Consider the following 25,139-nt stretch of genomic DNA (forward strand, 5'->3'; position numbering starts at 1 on the left):
GACCACGGCCATGGTCTCGTCGGCGATGGGCGTGCCGTCGCCGTACGTCACGTTGCGCGGCAGGCGGTCGATGCCGCCCATGGCGAGAAGGTCTTCTCGCACCTGCGCCTCGAGGCAGGCCGGGTGGTGCAGCTGGATCTGGTTGAAGAACACCTTCTCGCCGGTCAGCGGATGGCGGATCACCGCCGGGCAGCGCGTGCGCGTCTGCAGCGTGTCGCCGTCGAGCCAGCGCCAGGCGATGCCGGCGGCGGCCAGGCGCGCTTCCACGTCCTCCTTGCGGTCGGTCTTGTAGAAGTCCTGCCAGCTCACGTCCAGGCCCGGCGTGAACGTGCGCACGTACAGCAGTTCCTTGCGCTCGAACCCGGCCACCATGTCGGCCGGCAGGCGGCGCAGCATCTCGCGGCAGTCGACGATGGGCGTGGCGCCGCCCACGGGCGAAGGCAGCTCGCAGAAGAACCACTGCTTGCGCGGCCAGCGGTCGAGGTGCGAGCTCTCGTTGTGATACAGGATCATCTGCCGCTCGGGATACGGCGTGGAGCGGTACGTCTTCTTGCCGCCCTCCTTCTTCGGCAGGTCGCCGTAGCTGCCGTACAGCTCGGGCTCGATGGCCTCGGCGAAGGCCTCGAAGTCCTGCGGCGTCTTCAACCCGAAGTTGCGGAACAGGATGCCGCCGTGCTTCGCGACCAGCATCTCGATGTAGTCGGCCTGGCTCTTCGCCCAGGCCACGGTGTCGAGGTCGGCGGTGGTGGCCTGCAGCACGATGGGGAATTCGGCGCCGGGCTTCAGGAAGGATGTCTGGACCACGGGGCGCGCCGCGGCGCGCGGGGCTTCGGCGCCGGGGGCGGTCTTGGCGAGCTTCCCAAGCTTGTCCAGCTTGCCGAGCTTGTCCATCTTGTTGCTGTTGCTGCTGCCCGCGGCTGCATCGGGTCGGGTGGTGTTCATGGCGATTCGCTCCTGCGATTGCGTGTGGGCCGGTACATCGGTGGCCTGGAGGGCATCGATGGCCTGGCCCGGTGTTGCGACGATCCGCTCCAGCAGCGCGTGCCACGAAGCGGTGAACTTCTCGACGGTTTCCCGTCGGTACAGGTCTGTGGCGTACACCCACTCGACGGTGAGTGCGCCGGCCTGTTCCCTGGCGAACACCGCCAGGTCGAACTTGGATTCGTTCATCTGCTGGGGCAGCACCTCGACCTCGGCGCCTTCGATGGCGAACCGGATCTCCGGTGTGTTCTGGAGGACGAATAGCACCTGCACCAGCGGATTGCGGTCGCGCGCGCGGCGGGCGCCCGCGAGCTCCACGATCTGGTCGAAGGGCACGTCCTGGTGGTCCATGGCGGCGAGCGTCTGCTCCTTCGTCCGCGCGAGCCATTGCCTGAAGTCCGCCGGCCGGTCGTCCATGCGCGAGCGCACCGGCACCACGTTGACGAAGAAGCCCAGCAGCTGCTCGAGGTCCGGATGGCCGCGTCCCGCCACGTCGGTGCCGATGACGATGTCGCCGGCGCCCGAGGCCTGGTGGAAGAACAGGAAGAAGGACGACAGCAGCAGCGTGAAGAGCGAGGTGTCGGATTCGCGCGCGAGCCTGCCCAGCGCCTGCGACAGGGCCGGCGAAAGCTCCAGCACCACCGAGCTGCCCGCGTGCGACGCAGTGGCCGGGCGCTCATGGTCGGCCTTCAGGCTCGACACCTGCGGCGCGGCGCGCAGGTAGTCGCGCCAGAAAGCTGCCTTGGGGCCGAAGGCCGGTGAAGCCAGCGCGCGCCCGTACCACGCCGCGTAGTCCACGTACTGCACCGGCAGAGGCGCAAGCGCCAGCGGCTGGCCGCGCAGCGCGCGCTCGTAGAACTCGCCGAGCTCGCGCGCGAACACCGCGATAGACCAGCCGTCGAACACGATGTGGTGCACCACGAGGATCAGCACATGCTCGCGCTCGCCGAGGCGCGCGACGGTGGCCTTGATCAGCGGGCCCTCGGCCAGCGTGAAGGGCATGCGCACGAGTTCGTCGAAGCGTTCGGCATAGCGGCGCTCGCGCGCGGCCTTGTCGGCACCGTCGATATCGATGACGGGGATGTCCAGGCTCACGCTCTCGCGGATCACCGCGACGGGCTCGCCTTCGCCGTCTTCCGCGAACACGGTGCGCAGCACTTCGTGGCGCGCGACGATGGCGTCGATGGCCGAGCGCAGCGCGCCGATGTCCAGCTCGCCGTGCAGGGCCAGCCCCGCCGACATGTTGTAGGCCGCGCGGCCCGAGACGTTGGCGGCGTCGGTGAGCCGGTCGACCAGCCACAGGCGGCGCTGCATCGGCGACAGGGGCAGCGCACCGGTGCGCGGCACGGGCGCGATCTCCGTCGACGCGGCTGCAGCCGTGCTGGCCACGGCATCCTTCGCCGGCATGCGCGCCATCAGCCCGGCGATGGTCGGCGCCTTGAAGAATTCGCTGGGATGCAGCTCGACCGAATAGGCCTTGCGGATGCGCGACAGCAGCTGGATGGCCACCAGCGAATCGCCGCCGAGCTCGAACAGGTTGTCGTCCATGCCGATGGGCGCGATGCCCAGGCGCTCGGTCCACAGCGCGGCCAGCGCGTTCGCGAGCTCGCCCTGGGGCGCGACGAAAGGCGTCTGCAGCGCGGGGCGCGGATGGCTGCCGCCGCTTGCGGCGGGCTGCGCGCCTTCGGCATCGAGCATATCCAGCATGCCGTTGTCCAGCGGGCCGAGGCGCTCGGCGAGATCGGTGGTCGAGATCACGGTCTGCGGCCGCAGCGGGCCGTTGACGATGCGCTCGAAGGTTCGCGCGCCCTCGGGACCGTCCATGCCGATGCCCTCGGGCACCACCATGTTCTCGGCCATGCCGAGACCGCGCCAGGCGTCCCAGTTGACCGAGAAGACCGGGCAGCCGCCGCCGCGCGCCTGCGCGATGGCCACGGCGTCGAGGTAGGCGTTGGCCGCGGCGTAGTCGCTCATGCCAAGGCCGCCGGCCACGCTCGAGATGGACGAGCAGAACTGGATGAAGTCCAGCGGCTGGCCGCGCACCGCTTCCATCAGCACGTGGGTGCCGCGCACCTTGGTGGAAAACACGGTGTCGACCTGCGCGCGCGTGCGCTGGGCCATCATGCCGCCGCCCGCGTCGCCCGCGGCGTGGACGATGCCGTGCAGCGCACCGAAGCGCGCGTTCGCGAGCGCAAGCGCCGCCTGCAACTGGGCCGGGTCGGACACGTCGGCCGACAGCGTCAGCACCTGTGCGCCCAGCGATTCGAGTTCGAGCAGCTGGCGCAGGCGCGTTCTCTGCGCCTCGGTCTGGCTCTCGTCGCCGGCCAGCGATGCCCATGCGGCGCGTTCGGGCATGGCCGTGCGGCCGAGCAGGACCAGGCTGGCCTGCCAGTGCTGCGCCAGATGCTTCGCGATGGCAAGGCCGACGCCGCCAAGGCCGCCGGTGATGAGGTACACGCCCTCCCGGCGCAGGCGCGGCTGCGCGGCGGCGGTCAGCGGCGCCGGCTCGTAGGCCTTGGCCCAGCGATGCGCGCCCCGGTAGGCCGCCAACGGCTCGCCGGGATCGTCGCGCAGCGCAGCGGCTTCGGCGGCGATCTGTCCGACCAGCAGAGTCTCGGCCTCGCTTTCGGGCGCGGGCAGCATCACGTCGATCACGCGGCAGTGGATGCGCGGGCACTCCTGCCCGATCACCTTGGCGATGCCCGGCAAAGTCGCCTTTTCGGGGCACAGTGCCTCGGTGCCGGTGATGTCCTCGACCTGGTTGGCGACGATGGCGATGGGCAGCCTGGCGGCGCCGGGCGCGGTTGTGCGCGTGTCCAGCGCCTGCACCAGCGCCAGCAGGCTGAAGAAGCTGCGCTCCAGCAGCTCGGACTGCGGCCCGGCGGCGGGCACCTCGTCGAGGCACCAGAGATGGTGAATGGCGGTGACGGCGCCGAAGTCGGCCTCGACTTCGCGCAGCAGCCGCGCGTGGTCGGACTGCTCGCCGGGGCGCAGCGTCCATTCATGGCGACCGTCGCGCGCGAAGGACTCGCCGCGCTGCGCGATGGCCACGGCATGGCCCTGCGAGCGCAGGTGCCGCGCGAGATGGCCGGTGAAGCTGCGGCTGTCGCCGTACACCAGCACGCAGCCCGCGACCGGTTCGCTCGCCGCTGCCGGCATCAGCGCCTCGACGCGCCTCCATGACGGCACGTAGAACGCATCGGAAGACTGCTTGCGCGCCGCCGACGCCGATTTGGCCGACGCCCCATCGGGCAGTTCGACCCAGTAGCGGCGGCGCTGGAACGGATAGGCCGGCAGCGGAACGCGGCGACGCGCCTGCCCGGCATGGCAGGCGGCCCAGTCGATGTCCACGCCCGCAAGCCAGAGACCGGCAAGCGCCTGCGCGATCTGCTGCGCGTTGCGCGAGCGCTGCTGCGGATGCGCCTGGCTGGCGAGCACGCTGGCCGCCGACGCGGCCATCGGATGCTGGCGTGCGAGGCCGGCGAGCGTTTCGCCGGGGCCCACTTCGAGCACCACGCGGCCGGGCACCTCGAACAGCGTGCGCAGGCCGTCCACGAACTGCACCGTGCCGCGCAGGTGCTGCGCCCAGTAGCCGGGGCTCATCGCCTGCTCGGCGGTGATGAGCCGGCCGGTGACGTTGGAGATGAACGGGATCTTCGGCGCCTGCCTCGGCACCGAGGCAATGAGCGCCTCCAGCTGTGCCAGCAGCGGCTGCGTCATCGCCGAATGCGAGGCGATCGACACATGCAGGCGGCGCGGCAGATGGCCTTGCGCGCGCAGCTTTTCTTCGGCCGCCTCGATGGCGCCGATGGGACCGGAGAGCACGCAGAGCTGCTCGCCGTTGGCGGCGGCGAGATCGCAGCCGTCCTTCAGGAAGGGCGCGAGTTCGGCCTGCGAGAGCGGCACGGCCGTCATCGCACCGGGCTGCATCGACTGCAGCAGCCGGCCGCGCAGGGCCGCCACGCGCAGCGCGTCTTCCAGCCGGAACACGCCCGCCAGGCAGGCGGCCACGTATTCGCCGAGGCTGTGGCCCATCATCACGGCGGGGCGCACGCCGCGGCGCATCCACCAATGCGCCATTGCATATTCGACGACGAACAGGGCGGGCTGCGCGAGGTCGATGCCGAAGAGCCGCGCATCCGCGTCGGCCTCGGCGCCCGGCGCGGGGAACAGCAGGTCGCGCAGGTCGAGGCCGAGCTCGGGGCGCAGCAGCTCGCAGCAGCGATCGACATCCTCGCGGAAGGCCACGTCGCTTCGATACAGCTCGAGGCCCATGTTGGCGTGCTGCGTGCCGCCGCCGGGGAACAGGAACGCCACCTCGGGCGGCTGCTCGGGCGCCGGGGCGGAAGCGGTGACGACGCCCTCGCCCGAGGCGAGGATGCGCGCGGTCGCCGATGCTTCGCTGGCCACCACGGCGGCGCGATGTGCAAAGGCGCGGCGGCCCGACTGCAGCGTGTGCGCGATGTCGGTCAGCGCAAGATCCGGATTCGCCTCGATGTGCGCCCCCAGCCGCTGCGCGGCCTGCCGCGTGGCGGCAGCGCTCATTGCCGACAGCGGCAGCACCTGCCAGCCGGCCTCCTGCGGCTGCACGGCCGCGGCCGGCGCCTCTTCGAGCACCACGTGCACGTTGGTGCCGCCGATGCCGAATGAACTGACGCCCGCGCGGCGCGGCGCATCGCCCTTCGGCCAGGGCCTGGCCTCGGTGTTCACGTAGAACGGACTGTTCGCGAAATCGATCTGCGGGTTGGGCTGCTCGAAGTGGAGGCTGGGCGGCAGCGTCCTGTGCCGCAGCGCCATCGCCGCCTTGATGAGGCCGGCCACGCCGGCCGCCGCGTCGAGGTGGCCGATGTTGGTCTTCACCGAGCCGATGGCGCAACGGCCCTTCGCGGTGGCACCGCCGCTCGCGAAAGCCTGCGTCAGCGCAGCCATCTCGATCGGGTCGCCGAGCGTGGTGCCGGTGCCGTGCGCCTCGACGTAGCCGATGGTGCCGGCGGGAACGTCGGCCACCATCTGCGCGGCGCGGATCGCACTGGCCTGCCCCTGCACGCTGGGCGCTGTGAAGCCGATCTTGTCGGAGCCGTCGTTGTTGGACGCGCTGCCCTTGATGACTGCGTGGATGGTGTCGCCGTCGCGCAGCGCCTCGGCCAGCCGCTTGAGCACGACGATGCCCGCGCCGCTGCCGATGACGGTGCCCGCGGCCTTCGCGTCGAAGGCGCGGCAGTGGCCGTCGGGCGAGAGGATGGCGCCGTTCTGGTAGCGGTAGCCGCCCTCCTGCAGCAGGTTGAGCCACACGCCGCCGGCCAGCGCCATGTCGCAGTCATGGCTCAGCAGCGCCTGGCAGGCCATGTGCACCGCCACCAGCGAGGTCGAGCATTCGGTCTGCACGCTGACGGCCGGGCCGCGCAGGTCGAGCTTGTAGGCCACGCGCGTGCACAGCGACCCGGCGGAGTTGCCGCTCATCAGGCCCAGCATGTCGGCGATGCCGGTGCTGGCGTCCACGCCGAAGGCGGGCAGCAGGTGCCGCATGAGGTAGAGATTCGGGCCGTCGCCGGCATACACGCCGACCGACGCGCCGCCGTTGCCCGCCTGCCAGCCGGCGTTTTCCAGCGCCTCCCATGCGCATTCCAGGAAGACGCGCTGCTGCGGATCGAGGTGCTCGGCCTCGCGCGGCGAGTAGCCGAAGAAGCCGGCGTCGAACTGGTCGAAGCCTTCGAACAGCACGCCGGCCTTCACGTAGTCGGGGTCGGCCAGCATGCGCTCGGGCACGCCGCGCGCGCGCAGCTGCTCGTCGCTGAAGACGGTGACCGACTCCACGCCGTCGCGGATGTTGCGCCAGAAGGTGTCGACGTCCGGCGCGCCCGGAAAGCGGCCGGCCATGCCGACGATGGCGATCTCTATGCCCGTGTACTCGGGCGATGGTGCGTTGTCTTGCATCAGAGGCTTCTTTCGGTGGGACGGCGGCGTTGCAGCAGGGCCGCACGCTGGCGCTGGGCGCGAGCCTGTTCGTCGTCGGCGCCTTCGCTCGCGGCGGCCTGCCCCGCGCCGCGCTGTCCCTGTTCGATGCGCCGCGCGAGCGCGCCGACGGTCGGGTACTTGAAGAGATCGACCACCGTGAGGCCCGGCTTCAGCCGGTCTTCCATCAGCCGGTGCATGCGGATCACCAGCAGCGAGTTGCCGCCGAGGTCGAAGAAGTTGTCGTTCATGCCGACCTTCGCGACCTTGAGCAGGTCGGCCCAGATCGCGGCCAGCGTCTCGGCCACGTCGCCCTGCGGGGCTTCGTATCCCTCGCCGCCCTCCCCACCGGCCACGACGGGCTCGGGCAGCGCGCGGCGGTCGATCTTGCCGCCCGTGGTGAGCGGGAAGCTCTCGAGCGCCACGATGGCCGAAGGCACCATGTAGTCGGGCAGCGCGCGGGCCAGCTGCTCCCTGAGCGCGGCGGCATCGATCCGCGCGTCGGGCGCGGGCGAGACATAGGCGGCGAGCGAAGGGCCGGCCGCGCCGTCGTGCACCAGCACCAGTGCCTCGCGCACCGACGGGTGCTCGCGCAGGCGGGCCTCGATCTCGCCGAGCTCGATGCGGAAGCCGCGAATCTTCACCTGGTGGTCGAGCCGGCCGAGGTATTCGAGCTGGCCGTCGTTGCGCCAGCGCACCAGGTCGCCGGTGCGGTAGAGCCTGCCGCCCGCGCCGTCGAACGGATCGGCGACGAAGCGCTCGGCGCTCAGCGCCGCGCGGCCGAGGTAGCCGCGCGCAAGCCCCTCGCCGCCCAGGTACAGCTCGCCGGCGACACCCTGCGGCACGGGCTGCATGTCCGCGTCGAGCACATGGGCGGTGCGATGGCCCACGGGCCGGCCGATGGGTGCGTAGCCCTGCACGTCATCGTGCGCCGCGCCGTTCCAGGCGGTGGGCGTGATGACGGCTTCAGTCGGGCCGTAGGCATTGACGATCTGCTCCGGGCGCAGCACGCGGCGGATCAGCGCCAGGTCTTCGCCGGTCCAGGCCTCGCCGCCGAAGAGCGCGAGGCGCACGGCATGCCCGAACGGCGGCTGGCCCTGCAGCAGCTGGCGGGCATAGGCGGGAGGCAGGTCGACCACGCTCACGCGATGGCGCTGCAGCAGCGCATCGAGCTCGCCCGCGAGCGAGCACCACTGCGACTGCACCACGAGGGCCGCGCCCGTTGCCAGTGGCAACAGGCATTGCTCGATGGCCGCGTCCACATGCGGCAGTGCGAACTGCAGCGAGCGGTCTCCGGCATGCATGCCGCAGGTGCGCGCCATCGCCTGGATGTGCATCGACAGCGCACCGTTCGGCACCGCCACGCCCTTGGGCAGCCCGGTGGTGCCGGAGGTGTAGATGACGTAGGCGAGATGGCCGTCGTGCACGGCCACATCGGGGTTGGTGGTGGCTTCGCTGCGAAGCTGCTCTTCGTCGAACGGTACGGTGGCGATGCCTTGCTGCTGCGCTTCCGCACTGCTCGAAAGAAGCATCGCGGCGCCGCTGTCTTCCAGCAACTGCGCAAGGCGCTGCGCGGGGTGCGAGGGGTCCAGCGGCAGGTAGGTGGCGCCGGCCTTGAGCACGCCGAGCAGGCCCGCCACACGGCCGGCGGCCGAATCGATGGCCACGGCGACGACGGTGCCTAGGACTGCGCCCTGGCGGACCAGCCGGTGCGCGACGCGGTTGGCGCGCTCGTTCAGCGCGGCGTAGCTCCATTGGGCGTCGCCGTCGATCAGCGCGATGGCGTCGGGGTTCGCGCGCGCATGCGCTTCGAACAGGCGGTGCACCGGCTCCGCCCGCAGCGATTGCCGCTCGCCCGCCGACCATTCGCGCAGTTGCCGCTGCTGCGTCGCGTCGAGCCACTGCACGTCGCCGAGGGCCTGCGCGGAATCCGCCGCGAGCGCTTGCAGCAGCGTGCGGTAGTGCGCGGCCATGCGTTCGACGGTGGCGGGCTCGAACAGCTCCGCCGCATAGGTGAAGACGGCGGCGGTGCTGCCGTCGGCGCGCTCGCGGATGTCGAGCACGAGTTCGAACTGCGCGGCGCCCTCCGCCATGCGGCGCTCGCGCGCTTCGAGGCCCGGCAGCGCGCGCAGCGTGTCCGCGTCTTCGCGCAGGTGGTTGAGCATCACCTGGAACAGCGGGCTGTGGCTCAGGCTGCGCTGCGGCTGCAGGGCCTCGACGAGTTGCTCGAAAGGCAGGTCCTGATGGGCCTGCGCGCCGAGCGCGGCTTCACGGACCTGCGCCAGCAGCCGGGCGAGGCTCGTGCGGCCGTTCACCGAGGCGCGCAGCACCTGCGTGTTGACGAAGAAGCCGATCAGCCCGGCGGTCTCGGGGCGGTGGCGATTGGCCACGGGCACGCCGACGCGCACCTCCTGCTGCCCGGTGTAGCGGTGCAGCAGCGCCTGGAAGCCGGCCAGCAGCGCCATGAAGAAGGTCGCGCCCTGCGCCTGCGCCGCGGAGCGCAGCCCTTCGACGAGGCTGGCATCGAATTCGAAGGCATGGCTGGCGGCGCGGTAGCTCGCCACCGGCTGGCGCGGATGGTCGGTGGGCAGGGCCAGCACGGGGTGCTCGTCGCCGAGCTGCGCGCGCCAGTAGGCAAGCTGGCGCGCGGCCTCGCCGGCGGCAAGCCAGTCGCGCTGCCAGAGGGCGTAGTCGGCGTACTGGATCGGCAGCGGCGCGAATTGCGGGGCCTCGCCTTTCGCACGGGCCGCGTAGGCGGCGCCGAGTTCGGCGAGCAGCACCTGCATGGATGCGCCGTCGGACACGATGTGGTGCGCCACGACGGCGAGCAGGTTGCGAGACTCGTCGATGCGGATCAGTGCCGCGCGCAGCAGCGGGCCTTCGCCGAGGTCGAAGGGCTCGGCTTGGAACCGGCCCGCATGCCCGGCCGCCGCGGCCTGGCGCTCTGAAGCAGGCAGATCGCGCAGGTCGACGTGCCGCAGCGCGAACTGCGACAAGGGCTGAAGCGACTGGCTGACGCTTCCGTCCGCCGCCGCGCGGAACACGGTGCGCAGGCTTTCGTGGCGGCCCACGATGTCGTCGAACGCCGCGCCCAACGCCTGCGCATGAAGCGGGCCCGACAGCTCCAGCGCCAGGCCGACGTGGTACGCGGTGCTCTTCGGATCGAGCTGCCACAGGAACCACTGGCGCTCCTGCGCATGCGAAAGCGCGAGCGGCGCGGCGCGGCGTTCCGCCGGCAGCACGGGGATCGCGCTGCGCGGGCTGCGCTGGCCGCTGGCGAGCACGCGGCGCAATTCGGCTGCGAGTTCGCCGAGGCGCGGCTGCTCGAACAGCATGCGCGCGGGAAAGTCGATTTCCCACCGGTCGGCGATGCGAGCCGCGACCTGCGTGGCGGCGAGCGAGTTGCCGCCGCGGATGAAGAAATGGTCGTAGCGTGCCAGCAAGGGCTGCCGGGCATCGCGGCGCAGCACCTCGTTCCAGATGGAGGCGACGGCCTGCTCAAGCTCGTCGAGCTCCGGCTGCGCGGCGGGCGCGTTTGCCGCCGCCGAACCGCCGAGCACGAATTCGCCGTGCGCGTACATCGCATAGGCATCGGCGGTGCGGTCGATCCAGCCCTGCCGGCAGGCGCCGCGCTGCAGCTTGCCGCTGGTGGTCTTGGGCATGCCGCCGGGGTTCAGCAGCATCACGACCGAGAGCGGCTCGCCGAACTGCTCGCTCACCGCCGCGCTCAGCGTTTCGACCAGCGCCTCGGGCTTCACCAGCTTCTGCGTGCTGCGCGAGATCTCGGCCGCGAGGCCGATGCCCTCGCCGTTTGGTCCGTCGACGGCGAAGGCCGCCACGCGGCCCTTGCGCACGATGTCGACCTCGGATTCGATCATGCGCTCGATGTCCTGCGGGTACAGGTTGTGGCCGCGCACGATGATCATGTCCTTGATGCGCCCGGCCACGTAGAGCTGGCCGTCGTGCAGGAAGCCGAGGTCGCCGGTGCGCAGCCACCTGGCACCGTCGTGCTCGACGAAGGTCTTCTTCGAGATCTCGGGCTTGTTCCAGTAGCCGCTTCCGATGCTGGGCCCGGTGGCCCAGATCTCGCCGATGCCGCCGGCACCGCACACCGCGAGCGATGCGGGGTCGACGATGCGCACCGCGTGGCCGGAGACGGTGCGGCCGCAGCCGACGAGCGTGGTGCTTTCGCCAGCCTCCGCCCCTGTCTCGACCACGCCGCGCGCGAGGCTGCGGCTCGAGAAGTCCTGCGCGACCATGCCCACGCCGCGCCGGCCGCCGGTCACGAACAGCGTCGATTCGGCGAGGCCGTAGCACGGGTACACCGCGCCGGAAGCGAAGCCCGCGGGCGCGAACTGCGCCCTGAAGTCGCGCAGCGTGTCGGCACGCACCGGTTCGGCGCCGGAGAAGGCCAGGGTCCAGCTCGACAGGTCGAGCTTCTGCAACTGCGCCTCGGAGACTCTTTCGAGGCACAGCCGGTAGGCGAAGTCGGGGCCGCCGCTGATGGTCGCGCGATGGCGCGAGATGGCCTCGAGCCAGCGCACTGGCCGCTCGAGGAAGTAGCGCGGCGACATCAGCACCACGGGAATGCCGCGATGCAGCGGCTGCAGCAGGCCGCCGATCAGGCCCATGTCGTGGTTCAGCGGCAGCCAGCTCGCGAAGGTGTCGCCCTGCCCGACGGAAAGGCCCTCCTCGATCGCGCACATGTTCGCCATGAGGTTGGCGTGCGTGACCATGACGCCCTTGGGCGCCGAGGTAGAGCCGGAGGTGTATTGCAGGAAGGCGATGTCGGAGGCGGCCGGCACGTGCGGCGCCCAGCGCGCGGCGCCTTCGGCGCCGATCTCGTCGACCGCGATCAGCGGCACGTCGGCGAAGGCCTCGGCAACGCCGGCGATGGATGCCTTGATGGCCGCATGGGTCAGCACGCAGCAGGCGCCGGCATCGGCCGCGATGCCTTCCAGCTTGCCGAGATGCCGCTTGCGCGTGGACTCGGGCGGAAACACCGGCACGGCGATCAGGCCGGCGTAGAGGCAGGCGAAGAAGCTCACGACGTAGTCGTCGCTGTTGTCGAGCATGATCAGCGCGCGCTCGCCGCGGGCATACGACTGCTGCAGCCGCGCCGCGAGGCCGCGCACGCGCTCGTCGAGCAGGCTGTAGCTGATGGGCGTGTCCAGGGGAGCGCCGTCGCGGTCGGTGACGGCGATCAGCGCGGTGTCGCTGGGCCGCCGTGCGGCCATGTCGCGCAGGTGGCTCACGAAGTCCACGGGGTGCATCGGATTCACATCGATTCCTTGAGATGCCGGGCTTGCGCGATGGCGGCGCCCGGCGGCAGCAGTTCAGGCAAGGGCGCGAGGCGCATGGACTTCCGCTCCCGCCGCCGCCCCGCTCAGATGCCGCACCAGCGCGGCGAGCACCGGGGCCTCCTGCTGCCGGATGAAGAAATGGCCGCCGTCGAACCAGTCGAGCGTGAAGCCGGCATGCGAGGTCTCGCCGGACCAGGCCTGCATGCGCCAGGGCTCGATGTCGTCCTGCCGGCCGGAAAAAGCGTGCAGGGAAACCGGCAGCGGCGCGTTGCCGGCGTGCGCGAAGCTCCGGCACACGCGGTAGTCGGCGGCCAGGGTGTCGAGCGTCATGCGCAGCAGCTCGGGGCTTTCGAAAAGCTCCTCGGGCGTGCCGCCCTGCTTGCGCAGGTCGCCGACGAGGGCCTCGTCGTCGTTCATGTCGACGAAGCGATCGGGGTCGCGCTGCGAAGGCGCGGCGCTGCCGGACACGAGCAGCGCGCGCGGCAGCGGCCGGCCGGCGGCGCGCAGCCGCTGCGCGATGCCCCACGCCAGCAGGGCGCCCATGCTGTGGCCGAAGAGCGCGAAGTTGCCGCGCAGCGCGGCGTCATGCTCGGTGCACAGCAGCGAGACCAGCGAATCGAAGTCTTCGACGAAGTCCTCGCCCAGGCGGCTGCCGCGGCCGGGCAGCTCCATCGGCACGACCTCGACCCAGCGCGGCAGCAGCCGCCGCCAGCGCAGGTACATGGTGGCGCTGGCGCCCGCGCAGGGCAGGCACAGGAGGGAAAGGGGAGCCTGCATCCGCTCCTCAGGCTGCGGCAGGGGTGTTTTCCTGTTGCGTCATCCAGTCGCGCAGCGACTTCGGACGCATGTCGGTCCAGTTCTTCTCGACGTAGTCGAGCACGGCCTTCTTGTCGCCCTGGACGCCTTCGACGGCCTTCCAGCCGCCGGGCACGGCCTTCCATTGCGGCCAGATCGAGTATTGCTCTTCGTGGTTGACGAGAACGATGAAGGTCTCGTCCTCACGGTCGAAGCAGCTGGTAGACATGTGCGGTCCTCTTGGGGTTGTTGAAAGCGATCGGCGGGCAAGGAGGCTTCGCGCGGTTCGCTCCGGTCGCGCGGCGAGGCGAAGGCACCTTCCCTTGCGATACATGACGGGTCGGGAGGCCACGTGTTTAGGGTCCGGCAACACTGGTTGCGCAAGGCGCGCACGGGCGCGCGCCGCGGGACCCCGCGGCACGGAAAGGAAGGGAGGAAAGAAGGAAAGCCGCGGCTAACGCGCGGCGGAGTCGTCCCGGTCGTCGGGCGGGGGAACGTCGTTGGCGGGCGGAACGAGGCCTACGAGCAGCCAGAGGCGGGCCGCCTCGTCGTACGACTTGCGGTGGAGAGGATCAGAGGCGAGCCATTGCGCGAACTCCCGGCCCGCCGCCTCGTCGAGGCCGCCGCGCTCGTGCTGGCGGCGCACCCAGGTCCATGCGATCTGCCAGACCGGGTCGTGATCCTTGTCCTGCTTTGTCATCGGCGACATGGTATCGCCGACGGCCAGGCGGCATCAGCCGCCCTGGACCAGGTAGCGGCAGCTTTCGAGGGCGGCGTCGGCGTCCTTGATCATGAAGTTCACGAGCGTGGCCGAGCAGCCCAGGCGCACGCCGATCTCGCGCTGGGTCATGCCGCTGAGGCGGTTGAGCTCGAAGGCCAGGCGGGTGCGGGCGGGCAGCGCCTCGAGCACGCGATCGATCGCGGCGAGCGCCTGGCGGCCGTCGAGCACGCGATCGGGGGCGTCGTTGCTCGGCGGGCTGACGAGTTCGACGTCTTCGCAGTAGGTGCGGTAGCTGGCCTCGACGGAGTTGTGGCGGTGGTAGTCGAAGGCCACGTTGCGCACCACCTGGCAGCAGTAGCCGAGCGGCTTGCTCACGTCGCGCACGGAGGCGCCGTCCGCGAGCTTGAGGTAGGCGTCCTGCAGCACTTCGTCGGCGAGGTCCGCGGTGCGGACGATTTTTTGCGCGACGCGCTGGAGCTGGGCACGGTTTGCGATGAAGACCTCTCCCAGCGTGGGCTCGGCTGGCTGAAGCGACATGTCCATGGGTACTCCTGAAGTATTCAATTCGAGATAACGCAAATAAGAACTATTACCATCTTTGGACAAAAGAAGGCCCGCTTTCGCAGTTGCTCCTCCCCTTATCTCTTACCCCTTAAGACGTTTGAACGGCCGAAAGCGAGACAGCCCCGGCACGCGCCGGGTGGGCTGGCGGCGCCACCTAAAATGCCGCGCCTACCCCGATTCCGCACCCATGAACATCGTCGTCAACGAAGAACTCAAAGCCTATATCGATCCCATGACACCGGAGGAGCACGAGGCGCTGGAGCGGAGCATCCTGGCCGAGGGTTGCCGCGACGCGCTCGTGCTGTGGGGCGACGTGCTGGTGGACGGCCACAACCGCTACGGCATCTGCCAGAAACACGGCCTGCCGTTCAGGACGGTGCAGAACCCGCGCTTCAAGACGATCGAGGACGTGCACCTCTGGATGATCGACCAGCACCTCGGCCGGCGCAGCATCTCGGACTACCTGCGCGGCGTGCTCGCGCTGAGGAAGAAGGACATCGTCGACCTGCAGCGCGGCCGCTCGGCAGTGGCGGGCGAACCGGCCTCTTCACCGGACGACGCCCCGTTCGATGTCGACCCGCCCGCTGACGCGGCGCCTGACGACGGTACGGCAGCAGTCCCCCTGCCGCCGCCCGCGCCGCTCAACAGCCGCGAAGCGATCGCCAGGGCAGCCCGCCTGAGCAGCAGTCAGGTCGGGATGATCGAAAAAATCCAGAAGCAGGCCGCGCCGGAACTTGTGGCCGCCGTGAAGTCGGGCGTGATCTCGATCAACACCGCGGCGGCCGTGGCCACGCTGCCCGCCGAAGAACAGGTCTCGGCCGCGAACGCGGGCAAGGACGAACTCAAGCAGGCCGCAAAGCGTGTGCGCGAGTCGAAGAAGAAGCCGCGCGCGGAGTCCGCCGAAGCATCTTCGGAAGACGAAACCGGTACGGACCCGGTGCAGGCGCTGCAACAGCGCGTGGCCGAACTCACTGCCGAGAACGAATCGCTGCGCAGGCAAGTGGCAGAACTGCAGGCCCAGCTCGGGCACTGAGCCTGCGGCCGGTCAGGCGAAACGCCCTCCTACGGCTGGATCTCGCTGATCTTCGCGCCCGACAGCGAGACGCCCGCCTCCAACCCCACGTTGGTCATCACGAAGCCCACCACGGGCTGGCGCAGCGTGTTCGTGTCGATGCTGCCGTTGGCTCCGATGGTCGCGAGCGCCACCGTGGCGTCGGCACCGGCAGTCCAGCCCTTGCTGTTGCGGAACTTGTCGAGTGCCGCCTGGGTGTTGAACAGATAGATCACGGCCTTCGACTGCGCGCCTGCCTGGAAGCCTACGGACCCGGCGGTGGTGCTGTAGTACGACTGCGTGCGTCCGTTCACGCGAAGCGCGCCCCGCCCGTATTCGGCGCCAACGCCCATGCTGGCGCCCACAACGGCCGGGAACACCAGCACGCCGCTCGACTTGGCGACCAGGTCGCGCGAGCCTTTCACGGAGTCGTACAGCTTGGACAGCGAAGCATCGACCTGGGCGTCGATGGAAGCGCGCGAAGACGTGCTGCTGGCCTGGTCCTGCGGTCGCGTGGTGGTGCACCCGACGAAAGCCAGGCTGCACGCCGCCACGAGAGACGAAAACGCCAGCGTCCGGAAATTCATGGCTTTTTTCATGACGGAATCCTTCCTTGAAAAGAACATGGATCGGCAATGAGATCTCTGCCGTTGGGCAGATTCGTCCATGCTAAGTCCGTCGAAACGGGGCAAATCGAGTTGAAGGCGTCGGCCTACGCGAGGTCACGGCATCGGCGAACCGGATGAGTTCCTGCGGCCCTTGCACCGCGCAATGTTCGTGCAATGCTGGTTCGTAGCATCGCGGCTCTGGTGCGGATGGCTGCGCACGGCCGGCCATCCGCGATCTGGCATCCGAACCGACATCGCGCACTCCCATGACATTCGACCTCGCAGCAAGGCTGCCGCGCCAACCGCGCGCCGGCAGCACCCGCCGACCTGAACTGCCAGACGCGCTGCGTGGCTTTGCGCTGCTCGTCGTACCGATGCTCAGCCTGTTCAACTCTTCGGCGCTCGAATTCGCCGCGTCATCGGCTGTGCAGCTTTCGTTGCTCTTCGGCATGAGCTTCGCGATACGCTCAGATCGGCCTGGATCGAAGCCGACTGCCGTGCGACTGCTCGCCAGGCGAATGCTGCTGGAGTCCGTCGCCTATCGGCACCTGTGGGTTCGGCTGCTGAAGGTGTCGCTCGCCTTCAGCTTCGCCACTGCTGCGTTGCTCCATCAGGCCGCACTGCTTGCGCCGCTTCTGCTCGTCTTCGGCATGGCGGCCTTCGTGCTGCTGTTCCAGCAGCCGCTCTGGCGGCAACGGCTGCGCAAGCTCGCTCCCATGGGACGCATGGCGCTGGCGAACTGGCTTGCGCAAGCGCTGGTTGCAACGGCCCTGTTCTACGCGCTGGAGCCACGCTTCGGGCTCCTGCTGGGCGTCGCCATGCCCTTCGCAGCGTTCCCGGTGCTGCAGGCGGTGTTCAGCTGCCGATGGCTGGCGCGCCCTCGCACAGCCACGGTGGAGCCCGCGTTCGAGGGGCGTCTGGGCGGGCAGGCCGGCTGAACGCGGCCTGCCCTTGCATCACCGTCCGCCGCTCAAGGCAGGACCGTGATGCGGTCCGTTGCCGGCGGGGTCAGCGGACTGTTCGCCTTGATGTAGGCCTCCAGGGCGTCCACGTCCTGGTCGCCGCCCAGCGTGTCTGTGCCCTGGTTGAAGACGGTGAAGTTGTCGCCGCCGGTGGCCAGGAAGCTGTTCATGGTCACGCGGTAGCTGGTGCCATCGGTCATCGCCGTGCCGTTGAGCGACATGTTGCTGATGCGCGATCCGGCCGGCTGCGACAGGTTGTAGCTGTAGCTGAAGCCCTTGGAGGGCAGCAGCACCTTGGGTGCGGCCGTGGTGTTGGAGCCGCTGTTGAACTGCTGCTCCAGCACCGCCTTGATCTGCGCGCCGGTCATGGTCTTCACCACCAGGCTGTTGCCGAAGGGCTGCACGGCGAAAATTTGCCCGTAGGTCACGCTGCCGTCGCCGGCGGGGGCGAGGTCGGCGCGCACGCCTCCCGGGTTCATGAAGACGATCTGCGCGGCGCCCTTGCCAGCCGGGCTGGTCGCTGCGAGTTGCGCATCGGCGATCAGGTTGCCCAGCACGCTTTCCTTCGACGCAGTCTGCGTGCGCGTGGCCGTCGCGGTGAGCGAACCCACCACGCGTTGCACCAGCGGCCCGGCGATGGAAAGGTACTGGCTGATGAGCGCAGCAACTTCCTGGTTCTTGCCGAAGACGGGGTACTGGTCGGTCAGCGCGACGGTGGTGGCACCGCTGGTGTAGGCCTCACCCTGCACGATCACGTTGTCGGCGGCCTTGGCCGTCACCTTGCGCGTCTTCGTGTCGATGGTGAGGTTGATGTCGGTCAGCAGCGTGCCGTACTGGCCGGCGCTGGTCAGCAGGAAAGGCTTGGCCGGGTTGGTCTTGGCGTAGTCGCAGATGTACGAGCGGTGCGTGTGGCCCGAGATCACCACGTCGACCGCCGTGTCGAGCTTGTTGAGGATCGGCAGGATGTCGCCGCTCAGGCCCGCGCAGCTCTTGTCGTTGTAGCCCACGGTGGTGGTGCCGCCTTCGTGAATGACGACGACGATGGCGTCCGCGCCCTGCGACTTCAGCTGGGGGATCAGCGCATTGGCCGTGTCGGCTTCGTCCTTGAAGCTCAGGCCGGCGACACCGGCGGGCGTGACGATGTTCGGCGTGCCCTTCAGCGTCATGCCGATGAAGGCCACCTTCACCGTGGCGCCGTCCTTCGTGAAGCTCTTCATGCCGGTGGCGGGAAACAGCGTGTTGCCGTCGCCCTTGACCGTGTTGGCCGCGAGGAAGCCGAAGTTGGCGCCCGGGAAGCTCTTGTTCACGCGGCAGGGCTCGAGCGCGGTGTTCTTCGCGCAGCCGCCGTTCTTCATGCGCAGCAGTTCGGTCTGGCCCTTGTCGAACTCGTGGTTGCCGACGGCGTTGAAGTCGATCTTCATCGCGTTGACGGCCTCGATGGTCGATTCGTCGAGGAAGAGCGCCGAGACCAGCGGCGAGGCGCCGATCATGTCGCCGGCCGACACGACTGCGTTGTTCGGATTCTTTTCCTTCAGCGAGGCGATGGCCGAAGCCATGTAGGCGGCACCGCCGGCGGGCACCGGCACCGTGCCGCCGGCCTTGGCGGGCGCGGTGATCGACAGCTTCGGCGGCTCGAGGTTGCCGTGCAGGTCGTTGAAGGCGATGAGCTTCACGTCGATGGTGCCCGGCACCGCGGGTGCTGGCGCCGGCGGGTTGCTGGACGTGGGTGGCGGCACGAAAGGAATGAAATTGTTTGAATTGCCGCTGCCGCCACAGGCAGTCAGAGCGGCCATCACGACGCCAGCAAGGGCGAAATGCTTCAACGATGAGTGCATGAGAACCTCTCTCCTTTGTTTTGGAATGCGCGGATGCTGGGCATGGCACATGACGACGCCATGAAGGCCCTACCGCTTCGCCAGGAGATCGGCTGCAGTCTTAGGGCAACTGCACGAGGCGGATCGCAACGCCGGGGCCGAAAGCGGCCTGCAGCAGGGCCTTCGCCTGCGCGCTGCGCTCGTCAGTCAGCGACTGCACGGCGAGCCAGCCTTCGGTCGGCCGGCGCTGCAGGTGCCAGCCCTCCTGCCCAAGAAGGATGAGCTTGGCGAGCGCCGTCGGATCTGCCACTGGCAGCGCGGTGGGCGTGATGTCGAGCCAGTCGGTCACCTGGTCGCTCTCGCCGCCCAGGCGCGCAGCCGCGCCTTCGGCGAGCGTGTGCTGCGTGGCGGCGTCCAGCACCGTGCCTTGAAGCACGATGCCGCCGCCGTGCCAGCGGATCTCCAGCGAAGGGGCTGCCTGAGCCCCGACCGTGCGCACCTGCGCTTCGCCGCCGGCAGTCAGGCGCCACGCGACACCCACCGCCAGGATGGCAAGGCAGGCGATCGACGCGATGAGAATCCTGATGCGCTTCGTCATTCGAGGCGCGAGGGTGCCATGCCGCGCATGACGCCGGTATGACGGCAGTTGTTGGCGACGGACAGCCATTCGACCTACACGGATAAGCGCATGCCGGCGCACCCGCGAAGCATCGGATTCCTATACGCTTGAGTTCCGTCCCCCGCATTCCCCAACACCCCGAGGAACGAACATGGCAGCCAATGCGAAAGTCACAGGAAATGTCGAATACCGGGCCGGCGACGGCCCCCTGATCCTCATTCCCCAGGGCCCCATCGAGATCGAACTGGCGCCCGACAGCGCCGTGCTGAGCTGGGGCGATGCCGGCAGCATGCAGACGACGGCGATCCCGATCGCCGAGTACCAGCGCTACCTGAGCGAGGGCGTGATCCAGCCCGATTGAAGAAGAGAAACAATGCGCCGGCGGCAGTTGCGCCGCCCGACCAATAAAAAAACGGCCCCGAGGGGCCGTTTTTTTATTGAGCATCCTCGGCAGAAGGCCGGGATGCCTGCGTCACCGCGACTTACTTCTTCTTGGCAGCCACGGCCTTCTTGGCGGGAGCGGCGGCCTTCTTGGCTGCGGGCTTTGCAGCCACAGCCTTGCTGTCGGCCTTGCGCTTTGCAGCCTTGGGGTCCACGGCGGCCTTGAAGGCTGCGCCCGGCACGAACTTCGGCACCTTCTGTGCGGCGATCTTGATCTTGGTGCCAGCGCTGGGGTTGAAGCCCGAGCGTGCGGCGCGCGCCACTTGCTTGAAAGTGCCGAAGCCGACGATCTGGACGGGGTCGTCCTTCTTCACGGCGGCGACGATCGAGCTGGTGATGGTCTCGAGAACGCGCGCGGCTTCTGCCTTGCTGAGGTTGTGAGCGGCGGCGATTTTTTCGACGAGTTCGATGCGGTTCAACTGAGTTCCTAGTAGGTTTGATTTCGCCATGTTGCCTATGGCGGCGCAGCACGAATCAAGCTGCAAGCGGGCGGGAGTTTATTCGACTGCGAGAGCCCAGATGTAACGCGGTCGCTTCGAAGCCTCGTCAATGGCCCTCGTGTCGGTCTTCGAGCAGGCCTTCCGCCTGCATCGCGGCACGTACGGAAGGACGTTTTGCGACTTCATCCATGTAGCGAAGCACCGCCGGCCAGTGCGAAAAATCGAGCCCTGCATGCCGGCCGAGGCGCAGGATCGGATAGAGATGCGCGTCAGCGATCGTGAAGTTCTCGCCGAGAACGAAAGGCCCCGGCTGCACCAGCGACGCAACGCGCTCGAATGCCCGGGTATCGGCGATCAGGCCGCGCTTGTAGCTTGCCGGCACCTCGGCGTCGAACATCGGCGCGAAGCCCTTGTGCAGCTCTGTCGCAACGAAGCTCAGGACTTCGGCCAGCCGATAGCGCGCCATGGCGCCCTCCGCCGGCGCGAGCTGCGAAGCCGGTGCGAGGTCGGCAAGGTACTGCAGCACTGCAAGGCCTTCGGTCAGCACCTCGCCGTTGTCGAGTTCGAGCGCGGGCACCTTGCCCATTGGATTGACCGATAGATAGCTCTGCCCGGTGGCGTGCAAGGTCTTGGTCTCGAGATCGACGCGGATCAGCTCCGCAGCAAGACCAGCCTCGTGCAGCACGATATGCGCAGACAATGAAGAAGCGCCGGGGCTGTAGAAGAGTTTCATGATCGAACGGCTCCTGTCGTGGGTGTGTTGGTGATTGATGGCCATGTGCATGCCACGCATGGTGGCCACGAGGGGCTTCATGAAAAAGCAGGTTGAAGGCACAAGACTGATGAGCCGGACTCACGAATTGCCGATCTCGGAAGCCGATGCGCGCGTGTTCGTGACTGTGGCCGACGCAGGCAGCTTCACCGCGGCCGCGGCCTTGCACGAGATGACCCCATCGGCCGTGAGCAAGGCCATCGGCCGGCTCGAAAGCGACCTTGGCGTGCAGTTGCTGAAGCGTACGACACGCGCCTTGCATCTGACGGAAGAAGGCGCGGCGTTTCACGAGCGCTGCGCACGAGCTTTCCACCTGTTGGCCGAGGCAGCAGAAGAAGCTGCTGCGGACACGCGCGCCGTGGCCGGCACTGTGCGCGTGGGGCTGCCGCCGCTCTTCGGGACCTTCGTTGTCGCACCGCTGCTGCCGGCGTTGCTCGCTCGACATCCCGGATTGCGCGTCGAGATGGTGTCGACCATGCGGCCATCCGACATCTTCGATCTTGGGTTGGATGTAGCGATAGCCGTGGGCGCCCTGCCCGATTCGAGTCTCGTCGCGCGATCACTCGGATACGGCAAGTTCCTCACCGTCGCAGCGCCGTCCTGTTTCGCAGCCGCGCCGCAGCCATCACGACCGGAAGATGTTCTTGCGCATCGGTGCCTGGCTTACACGCGTCCTGATGGACGCGAAGAAGCCTGGAGCTTCACGACACAGGAAGGTCCGCTGCAGATCGAGACGCGTGCCGACGTGCGCTCGGATGACATGCATCACCTCGCAGCGATGGCGGTAGCGGGACTGGGCATCGCGCACTTACCGATGTTCGTCGTCAACGAACACATCGCCAGCGGCCGGCTCAAGAGATTGCTGCAGGACTTCGAGCCTGCGCCCAAGCTTGCATCGCTGCTCTATCCAGCAAGCCGTGCCGTGCCACGTCGCGTGCGCACCTTCATCGACTTCCTGCTCTCGAACGAGCAGCAACTCGCAGGCGTGATGCAGCGCGAAGCAAGAAGAGGATCAAGTGATTGAGCAGAGAGTGACGCCAAAGAGGAAGCTCAGCAGCCAGAAAGTGAAAAGCCCCTGCAGCTTTTGACTGCAGGGGCTTCTGACTGGCGGAGTGGACGGGACTCGAACCCGCGACCCCCGGCGTGACAGGCCGGTATTCTAACCAACTGAACTACCACTCCTGGTAGACAACGTTCGCTCCTTGCGGAACCGAGTGTTGACGACTCGTGCCTGCTTCACTGAAGTGAAACTGGCGACCCTACGGGGATTCGAACCCCGGTAGCCACCGTGAAAGGGTGGTGTCCTAGGCCTCTAGACGATAGGGTCAAAACCTTGGACGTGCTGCGATCAGCATCTCTAACCATCTCGACACTCTGGTGGAGGTAAGCGGGATCGAACCGCTGACCTCTTGCATGCCATGCAAGCGCTCTCCCAGCTGAGCTATACCCCCGTGTGGGTGTCGAGCCTCAGATTATAGCCCGAATTTCAGGCCTTTCTCAATCGTTCGATAACTTTTTCGCGGGAAAAAATTTCGAGGACTGAATCCAAGGACGGTGTTTGCGGTGTTCCCATCACAAGCACTCGTACTGGCATCGCTAACACCGGCATCTTCAATGCGTGTGTCGCGAGGACTTCCTTGATCATAACTGCGATCGAGGCCTTATCCCACGCGACCGTCATCATTTTTTCAGCGAGCGTTGCGATTGCGGGCTTCACTGCATCGGTGATGTGTTGCGCACGATCTGCTTCGGTCACGTTGATGTCCGCATAGAACGCAGCAGCCCAGTCTGCGAGCGCAACCGTGGTCTCGCAACGGTCCTTGAACAGCGCGCAAATCGCAGTCAAGCGCTCGTCCGCAACGATGCCTCGCTTCTGCAACTGTGCTGCAACGAGCGATGCGAGCTCATCGCCACTCTTCGCCTTGATGTACTGCGCATTGACCCACGCGAGCTTGGCCGCGTCCCACTGCGCTGGACTCTTCGACAGATGCGAACCATCGAACCAGCTCACCATCTGCTCGCGCGTAAAGAGCTCGTCGTCGCCGTGGCTCCAACCGAGCCGCGCGAGATAGTTGAGCATCGCTTCGGGCAGGTAGCCGTTGTCTTCGTAGGCAGTGACGCTCACTGCGCCACGACGCTTCGAGAGCTTCTGCCCGTCGTCACCCAGGATCACCGGCACGTGACCGAACTCGGGCAGCGATGCACCCAGCGCGCGGAAGATGTTGATCTGCCACGGCGTGTTGTTGATGTGCTCGTCGCCGCGGAAAACATGCGTGATGTTCATGTCCCAGTCGTCGACCACCACCGCGAAGTTGTAGGTCGGCACACCATCGGGCCGCAGGATGATGAGGTCGTCGATCTCGCGGTTGTTGATGGTGATCTCGCCCTTCACGAGGTCGTTCCACGTGACGTCGCCTTCGGGCGGATTGCAGAAGCGCACCACGGGCGGCACGCCTTCGGGCACAGGCGGCAGCACCTTGCCCGGCTCCGGGCGCCAGCGGCGGTCGTACAGCGTCTTCTCGCCGCGCGCGCGTTGTGCCTCGCGCATCTCGTCGAGCTCGGCCGGCGTGCAGTAGCAGTGGTAGGCCGTGCCGGCCGCCAGCATCTGCGCGATGACTTCGCGATAGCGCTCCAGGCGCTGCATCTGATAGATCGGGCCTTCGTCGTATTCGAGGCCGAGCCAGTGCATCGACGCGAGGATCTGATCGGTCGAGTCCTGCGTGGAACGGGCCACGTCGGTGTCCTCGATGCGCAGCACGAACTCGCCGCCGTAGTGGCGCGCATAGGCCCACGAGTAGAGAGCCGTGCGTGCCGTGCCCAGATGAAGAAAGCCCGTGGGGGATGGGGCGATGCGGGTGCGTACTTTGCCGGTCATTTCGTTATCGTGGATTCAGGGTGCTCAGGCCGCGCGTGATGTCGGCCTTGATGTCTTCGGCATGCTCGAGGCCGACGGCGAGGCGGATTAGCCCCTGGCCGATGCCGGCCGCCTGGCGTTGGGCCTCAGTCAGGCGTCCGTGCGAGGTGGTGCCGGGATGCGTGATGATGGTCTTCACATCGCCGAGGTTGGTGGCGAGGCTCACCACGCGCGTGCTGTTCATGACATGGAAGGCATTGGCGCGCGCCGTCTCGGGCGAGTCGCCGACCACGTCGAACGACACCACCGCGCCGCCCTGCCCCGACTGCTGTTGCATCGCCAGTTCGTGCTGCGCGTGCGAAGCGAGCCCGGGGTAGTACACGCGTGCGATGCCGGGCTGCTTCTCGAGCCACTGCGCGATGTCCATCGCGTTCGCGCAATGCGCCTTCATGCGAATGCCGAGCGTCTCGATGCCCTTGAGCACGACCCACGCGTTGAACGGCGCCAGCGCCATGCCGGCGGTACGCACGATGGGCCCGAACACGTCGACGATGAGCTTCGAGGGTCCGCAGATCGCGCCCGCCATCACGCGGCCCTGGCCGTCGAGGTGCTTGGTGCCCGAGTGGATGACGAGGTCGGCGCCCAGCGCCGCCGGACGCTGCAGGATCGGCGTGCAGAAGCAGTTGTCGACCGCCAGCAGCGCGCCTGCCGCATGCGCCACGTCGGCCAGCGCGCGAATGTCGCAGACCTCGGTGAGCGGATTGGTCGGCGTCTCGGCGAACAGCAGCTTGGTGTTGGGCTTGACGGCCGCGCGCCATTCGGCGACATCGGTCTGCGACACGAATGTGGTCTCGACGCCGAACTTGGCGAACTCCTTGCCGAACAGGTTCAGCGTGGAGCCGAACACCGAGCGCGAGCAGACCACATGGTCGCCGGCCTTCAGCAGGCCCATGCACATCATGAGGATCGCGCCCATGCCGGTCGACGCACCGATCGCCGCTTCGGTGCCCTCGAGCGCCGCGATGCGCTGCTCGAAGCTGGTCACGGTCGGGTTCGAGGTGCGCGAGTACGTGAAGCCTGGCTCGGTGCCTGCGAAGCGGCGCATCGATGTCTCGGCATCGGGCTGCACGAAGCCGCTGGTCAGGAAGAGCGCGTCGGAATGCTCGCCGTACTGGCTCGGCGCAAGGCCGGTGCGCAGCGCGAGCGTGTCGGGATGCAGCCCGGACGGCAGTGTTCGTTCGTCGTCGGTCACTTCGTCTGCT

General features: G+C 68.2%; 17 protein-coding genes and 3 tRNA genes (1 of these 20 only partly in view). 4 read left to right on the top strand and 16 right to left on the bottom strand.

Annotation, left to right across the window (positions count from 1 at the left end; genetic code table 11):
- The 6 genes from SFB74_RS22490 to SFB74_RS22515 form a co-directional block, all read right to left on the bottom strand.
- A protein-coding gene (locus tag SFB74_RS22490) for an SDR family NAD(P)-dependent oxidoreductase (protein WP_432726502.1) crosses the window boundary here: on the bottom strand, positions 1-6,915 show its 5' portion. It extends 213 nt beyond the left edge of the window; 6,915 of the gene's 7,128 nt are visible here — the first part of the coding sequence; it begins with the start codon at positions 6,913-6,915; its stop codon lies beyond the left edge, outside the window.
- Entirely contained in the window at positions 6,915-12,206 is a 5,292-nt protein-coding gene (locus SFB74_RS22495; RefSeq protein ID WP_432731980.1) for an amino acid adenylation domain-containing protein, read from the bottom strand. Before SFB74_RS22495 ends, SFB74_RS22490 begins: the two co-directional genes overlap by 1 nt.
- 63 nt (positions 12,207-12,269) lie before the next feature.
- Positions 12,270-13,013, bottom strand: coding sequence for a thioesterase II family protein (locus SFB74_RS22500; protein ID WP_432726503.1), 744 nt, complete (start codon positions 13,011-13,013; stop codon positions 12,270-12,272).
- A gap of 7 nt (positions 13,014-13,020) precedes the next feature.
- The gene (locus tag SFB74_RS22505) at positions 13,021-13,260 is read right to left on the bottom strand and encodes an MbtH family protein (protein ID WP_432726504.1); all 240 of its coding nucleotides are present in this window, start codon (positions 13,258-13,260) and stop codon (positions 13,021-13,023) included.
- 225 nt (positions 13,261-13,485) lie between these two features.
- The gene (locus SFB74_RS22510) at positions 13,486-13,731 is read right to left on the bottom strand and encodes a FecR/PupR family sigma factor regulator (RefSeq protein ID WP_432726505.1); all 246 of its coding nucleotides are present in this window, start codon (positions 13,729-13,731) and stop codon (positions 13,486-13,488) included.
- A gap of 33 nt (positions 13,732-13,764) precedes the next feature.
- Entirely contained in the window at positions 13,765-14,295 is a 531-nt protein-coding gene (locus SFB74_RS22515; RefSeq protein WP_432726506.1) for a sigma-70 family RNA polymerase sigma factor, read from the bottom strand.
- A 208-nt stretch (positions 14,296-14,503) separates the two neighbouring features.
- Here SFB74_RS22515 and SFB74_RS22520 point away from each other — a divergent pair, with 208 nt between their 5' ends.
- Positions 14,504-15,349: a plasmid replication/partition related protein gene (locus SFB74_RS22520; protein ID WP_432726507.1), complete on the top strand. Its 846-nt coding sequence runs from the start codon at positions 14,504-14,506 to the stop codon at positions 15,347-15,349.
- A 29-nt stretch (positions 15,350-15,378) separates the two neighbouring features.
- On the opposite strand, the gene SFB74_RS22525 is transcribed toward SFB74_RS22520, so the two are convergent.
- Positions 15,379-15,954 (bottom strand): BPSL1445 family SYLF domain-containing lipoprotein, encoded by a 576-nt coding sequence (locus tag SFB74_RS22525; RefSeq protein WP_432731981.1) that lies wholly within the window; start codon positions 15,952-15,954, stop codon positions 15,379-15,381.
- A gap of 287 nt (positions 15,955-16,241) precedes the next feature.
- Between SFB74_RS22525 and SFB74_RS22530 the strand changes: the two genes are divergently transcribed.
- A complete protein-coding gene (locus tag SFB74_RS22530; RefSeq protein ID WP_432726509.1) occupies positions 16,242-16,913 on the top strand; it encodes a DUF418 domain-containing protein in 672 nt (223 codons plus the stop codon).
- A 32-nt stretch (positions 16,914-16,945) separates the two neighbouring features.
- On the opposite strand, the gene SFB74_RS22535 is transcribed toward SFB74_RS22530, so the two are convergent.
- Positions 16,946-18,772, bottom strand: a complete 1,827-nt coding sequence (locus SFB74_RS22535) for a bifunctional metallophosphatase/5'-nucleotidase (RefSeq protein ID WP_432726510.1) — start codon at positions 18,770-18,772, stop codon at positions 16,946-16,948.
- Positions 18,773-18,872: 100 nt separating this feature from the next.
- On the bottom strand, positions 18,873-19,349 hold the full coding sequence (locus tag SFB74_RS22540) for a hypothetical protein (protein ID WP_432726512.1): 477 nt from the start codon (positions 19,347-19,349) through the stop codon (positions 18,873-18,875).
- Positions 19,350-19,521: 172 nt separating this feature from the next.
- On the opposite strand from SFB74_RS22540, the gene SFB74_RS22545 reads away from it, so the two are divergent.
- A complete protein-coding gene (locus SFB74_RS22545) occupies positions 19,522-19,731 on the top strand; it encodes a hypothetical protein (protein ID WP_432726514.1) in 210 nt (69 codons plus the stop codon).
- 121 nt (positions 19,732-19,852) lie between these two features.
- On the opposite strand, the gene SFB74_RS22550 is transcribed toward SFB74_RS22545, so the two are convergent.
- On the bottom strand, positions 19,853-20,230 hold the full coding sequence (locus SFB74_RS22550) for an HU family DNA-binding protein (RefSeq protein ID WP_126025297.1): 378 nt from the start codon (positions 20,228-20,230) through the stop codon (positions 19,853-19,855).
- Between the two features lie 127 nt (positions 20,231-20,357).
- Positions 20,358-21,065, bottom strand: coding sequence for a glutathione transferase GstA (gstA, locus tag SFB74_RS22555; protein ID WP_432726515.1), 708 nt, complete (start codon positions 21,063-21,065; stop codon positions 20,358-20,360).
- Between gstA and SFB74_RS22560 the strand changes: the two genes are divergently transcribed.
- A complete protein-coding gene (locus tag SFB74_RS22560; RefSeq protein WP_432726517.1) occupies positions 21,064-22,047 on the top strand; it encodes a LysR family transcriptional regulator in 984 nt (327 codons plus the stop codon). The two genes, gstA and SFB74_RS22560, sit on opposite strands and share 2 nt — an antisense overlap.
- 81 nt (positions 22,048-22,128) lie before the next feature.
- Here SFB74_RS22560 and SFB74_RS22565 read toward each other — a convergent pair.
- The 5 genes from SFB74_RS22565 to SFB74_RS22585 form a co-directional block, all read right to left on the bottom strand.
- Positions 22,129-22,205: transfer RNA gene (locus tag SFB74_RS22565), tRNA-Asp, on the bottom strand.
- A gap of 69 nt (positions 22,206-22,274) precedes the next feature.
- Positions 22,275-22,350, bottom strand: a tRNA-Glu gene (locus SFB74_RS22570).
- 48 nt (positions 22,351-22,398) lie between these two features.
- Positions 22,399-22,474: transfer RNA gene (locus SFB74_RS22575), tRNA-Ala, on the bottom strand.
- A 35-nt stretch (positions 22,475-22,509) separates the two neighbouring features.
- Entirely contained in the window at positions 22,510-23,898 is a 1,389-nt protein-coding gene (gene gltX / locus SFB74_RS22580; protein ID WP_432726518.1) for a glutamate--tRNA ligase, read from the bottom strand.
- A gap of 4 nt (positions 23,899-23,902) precedes the next feature.
- Entirely contained in the window at positions 23,903-25,129 is a 1,227-nt protein-coding gene (locus tag SFB74_RS22585; protein WP_432726519.1) for an O-succinylhomoserine sulfhydrylase, read from the bottom strand.
- Positions 25,130-25,139: the final 10 nt, after the last annotated feature.

The organism is Variovorax xiamenensis, from assembly GCF_050916385.1.
Classification (GTDB): domain Bacteria; phylum Pseudomonadota; class Gammaproteobacteria; order Burkholderiales; family Burkholderiaceae_C; genus Variovorax.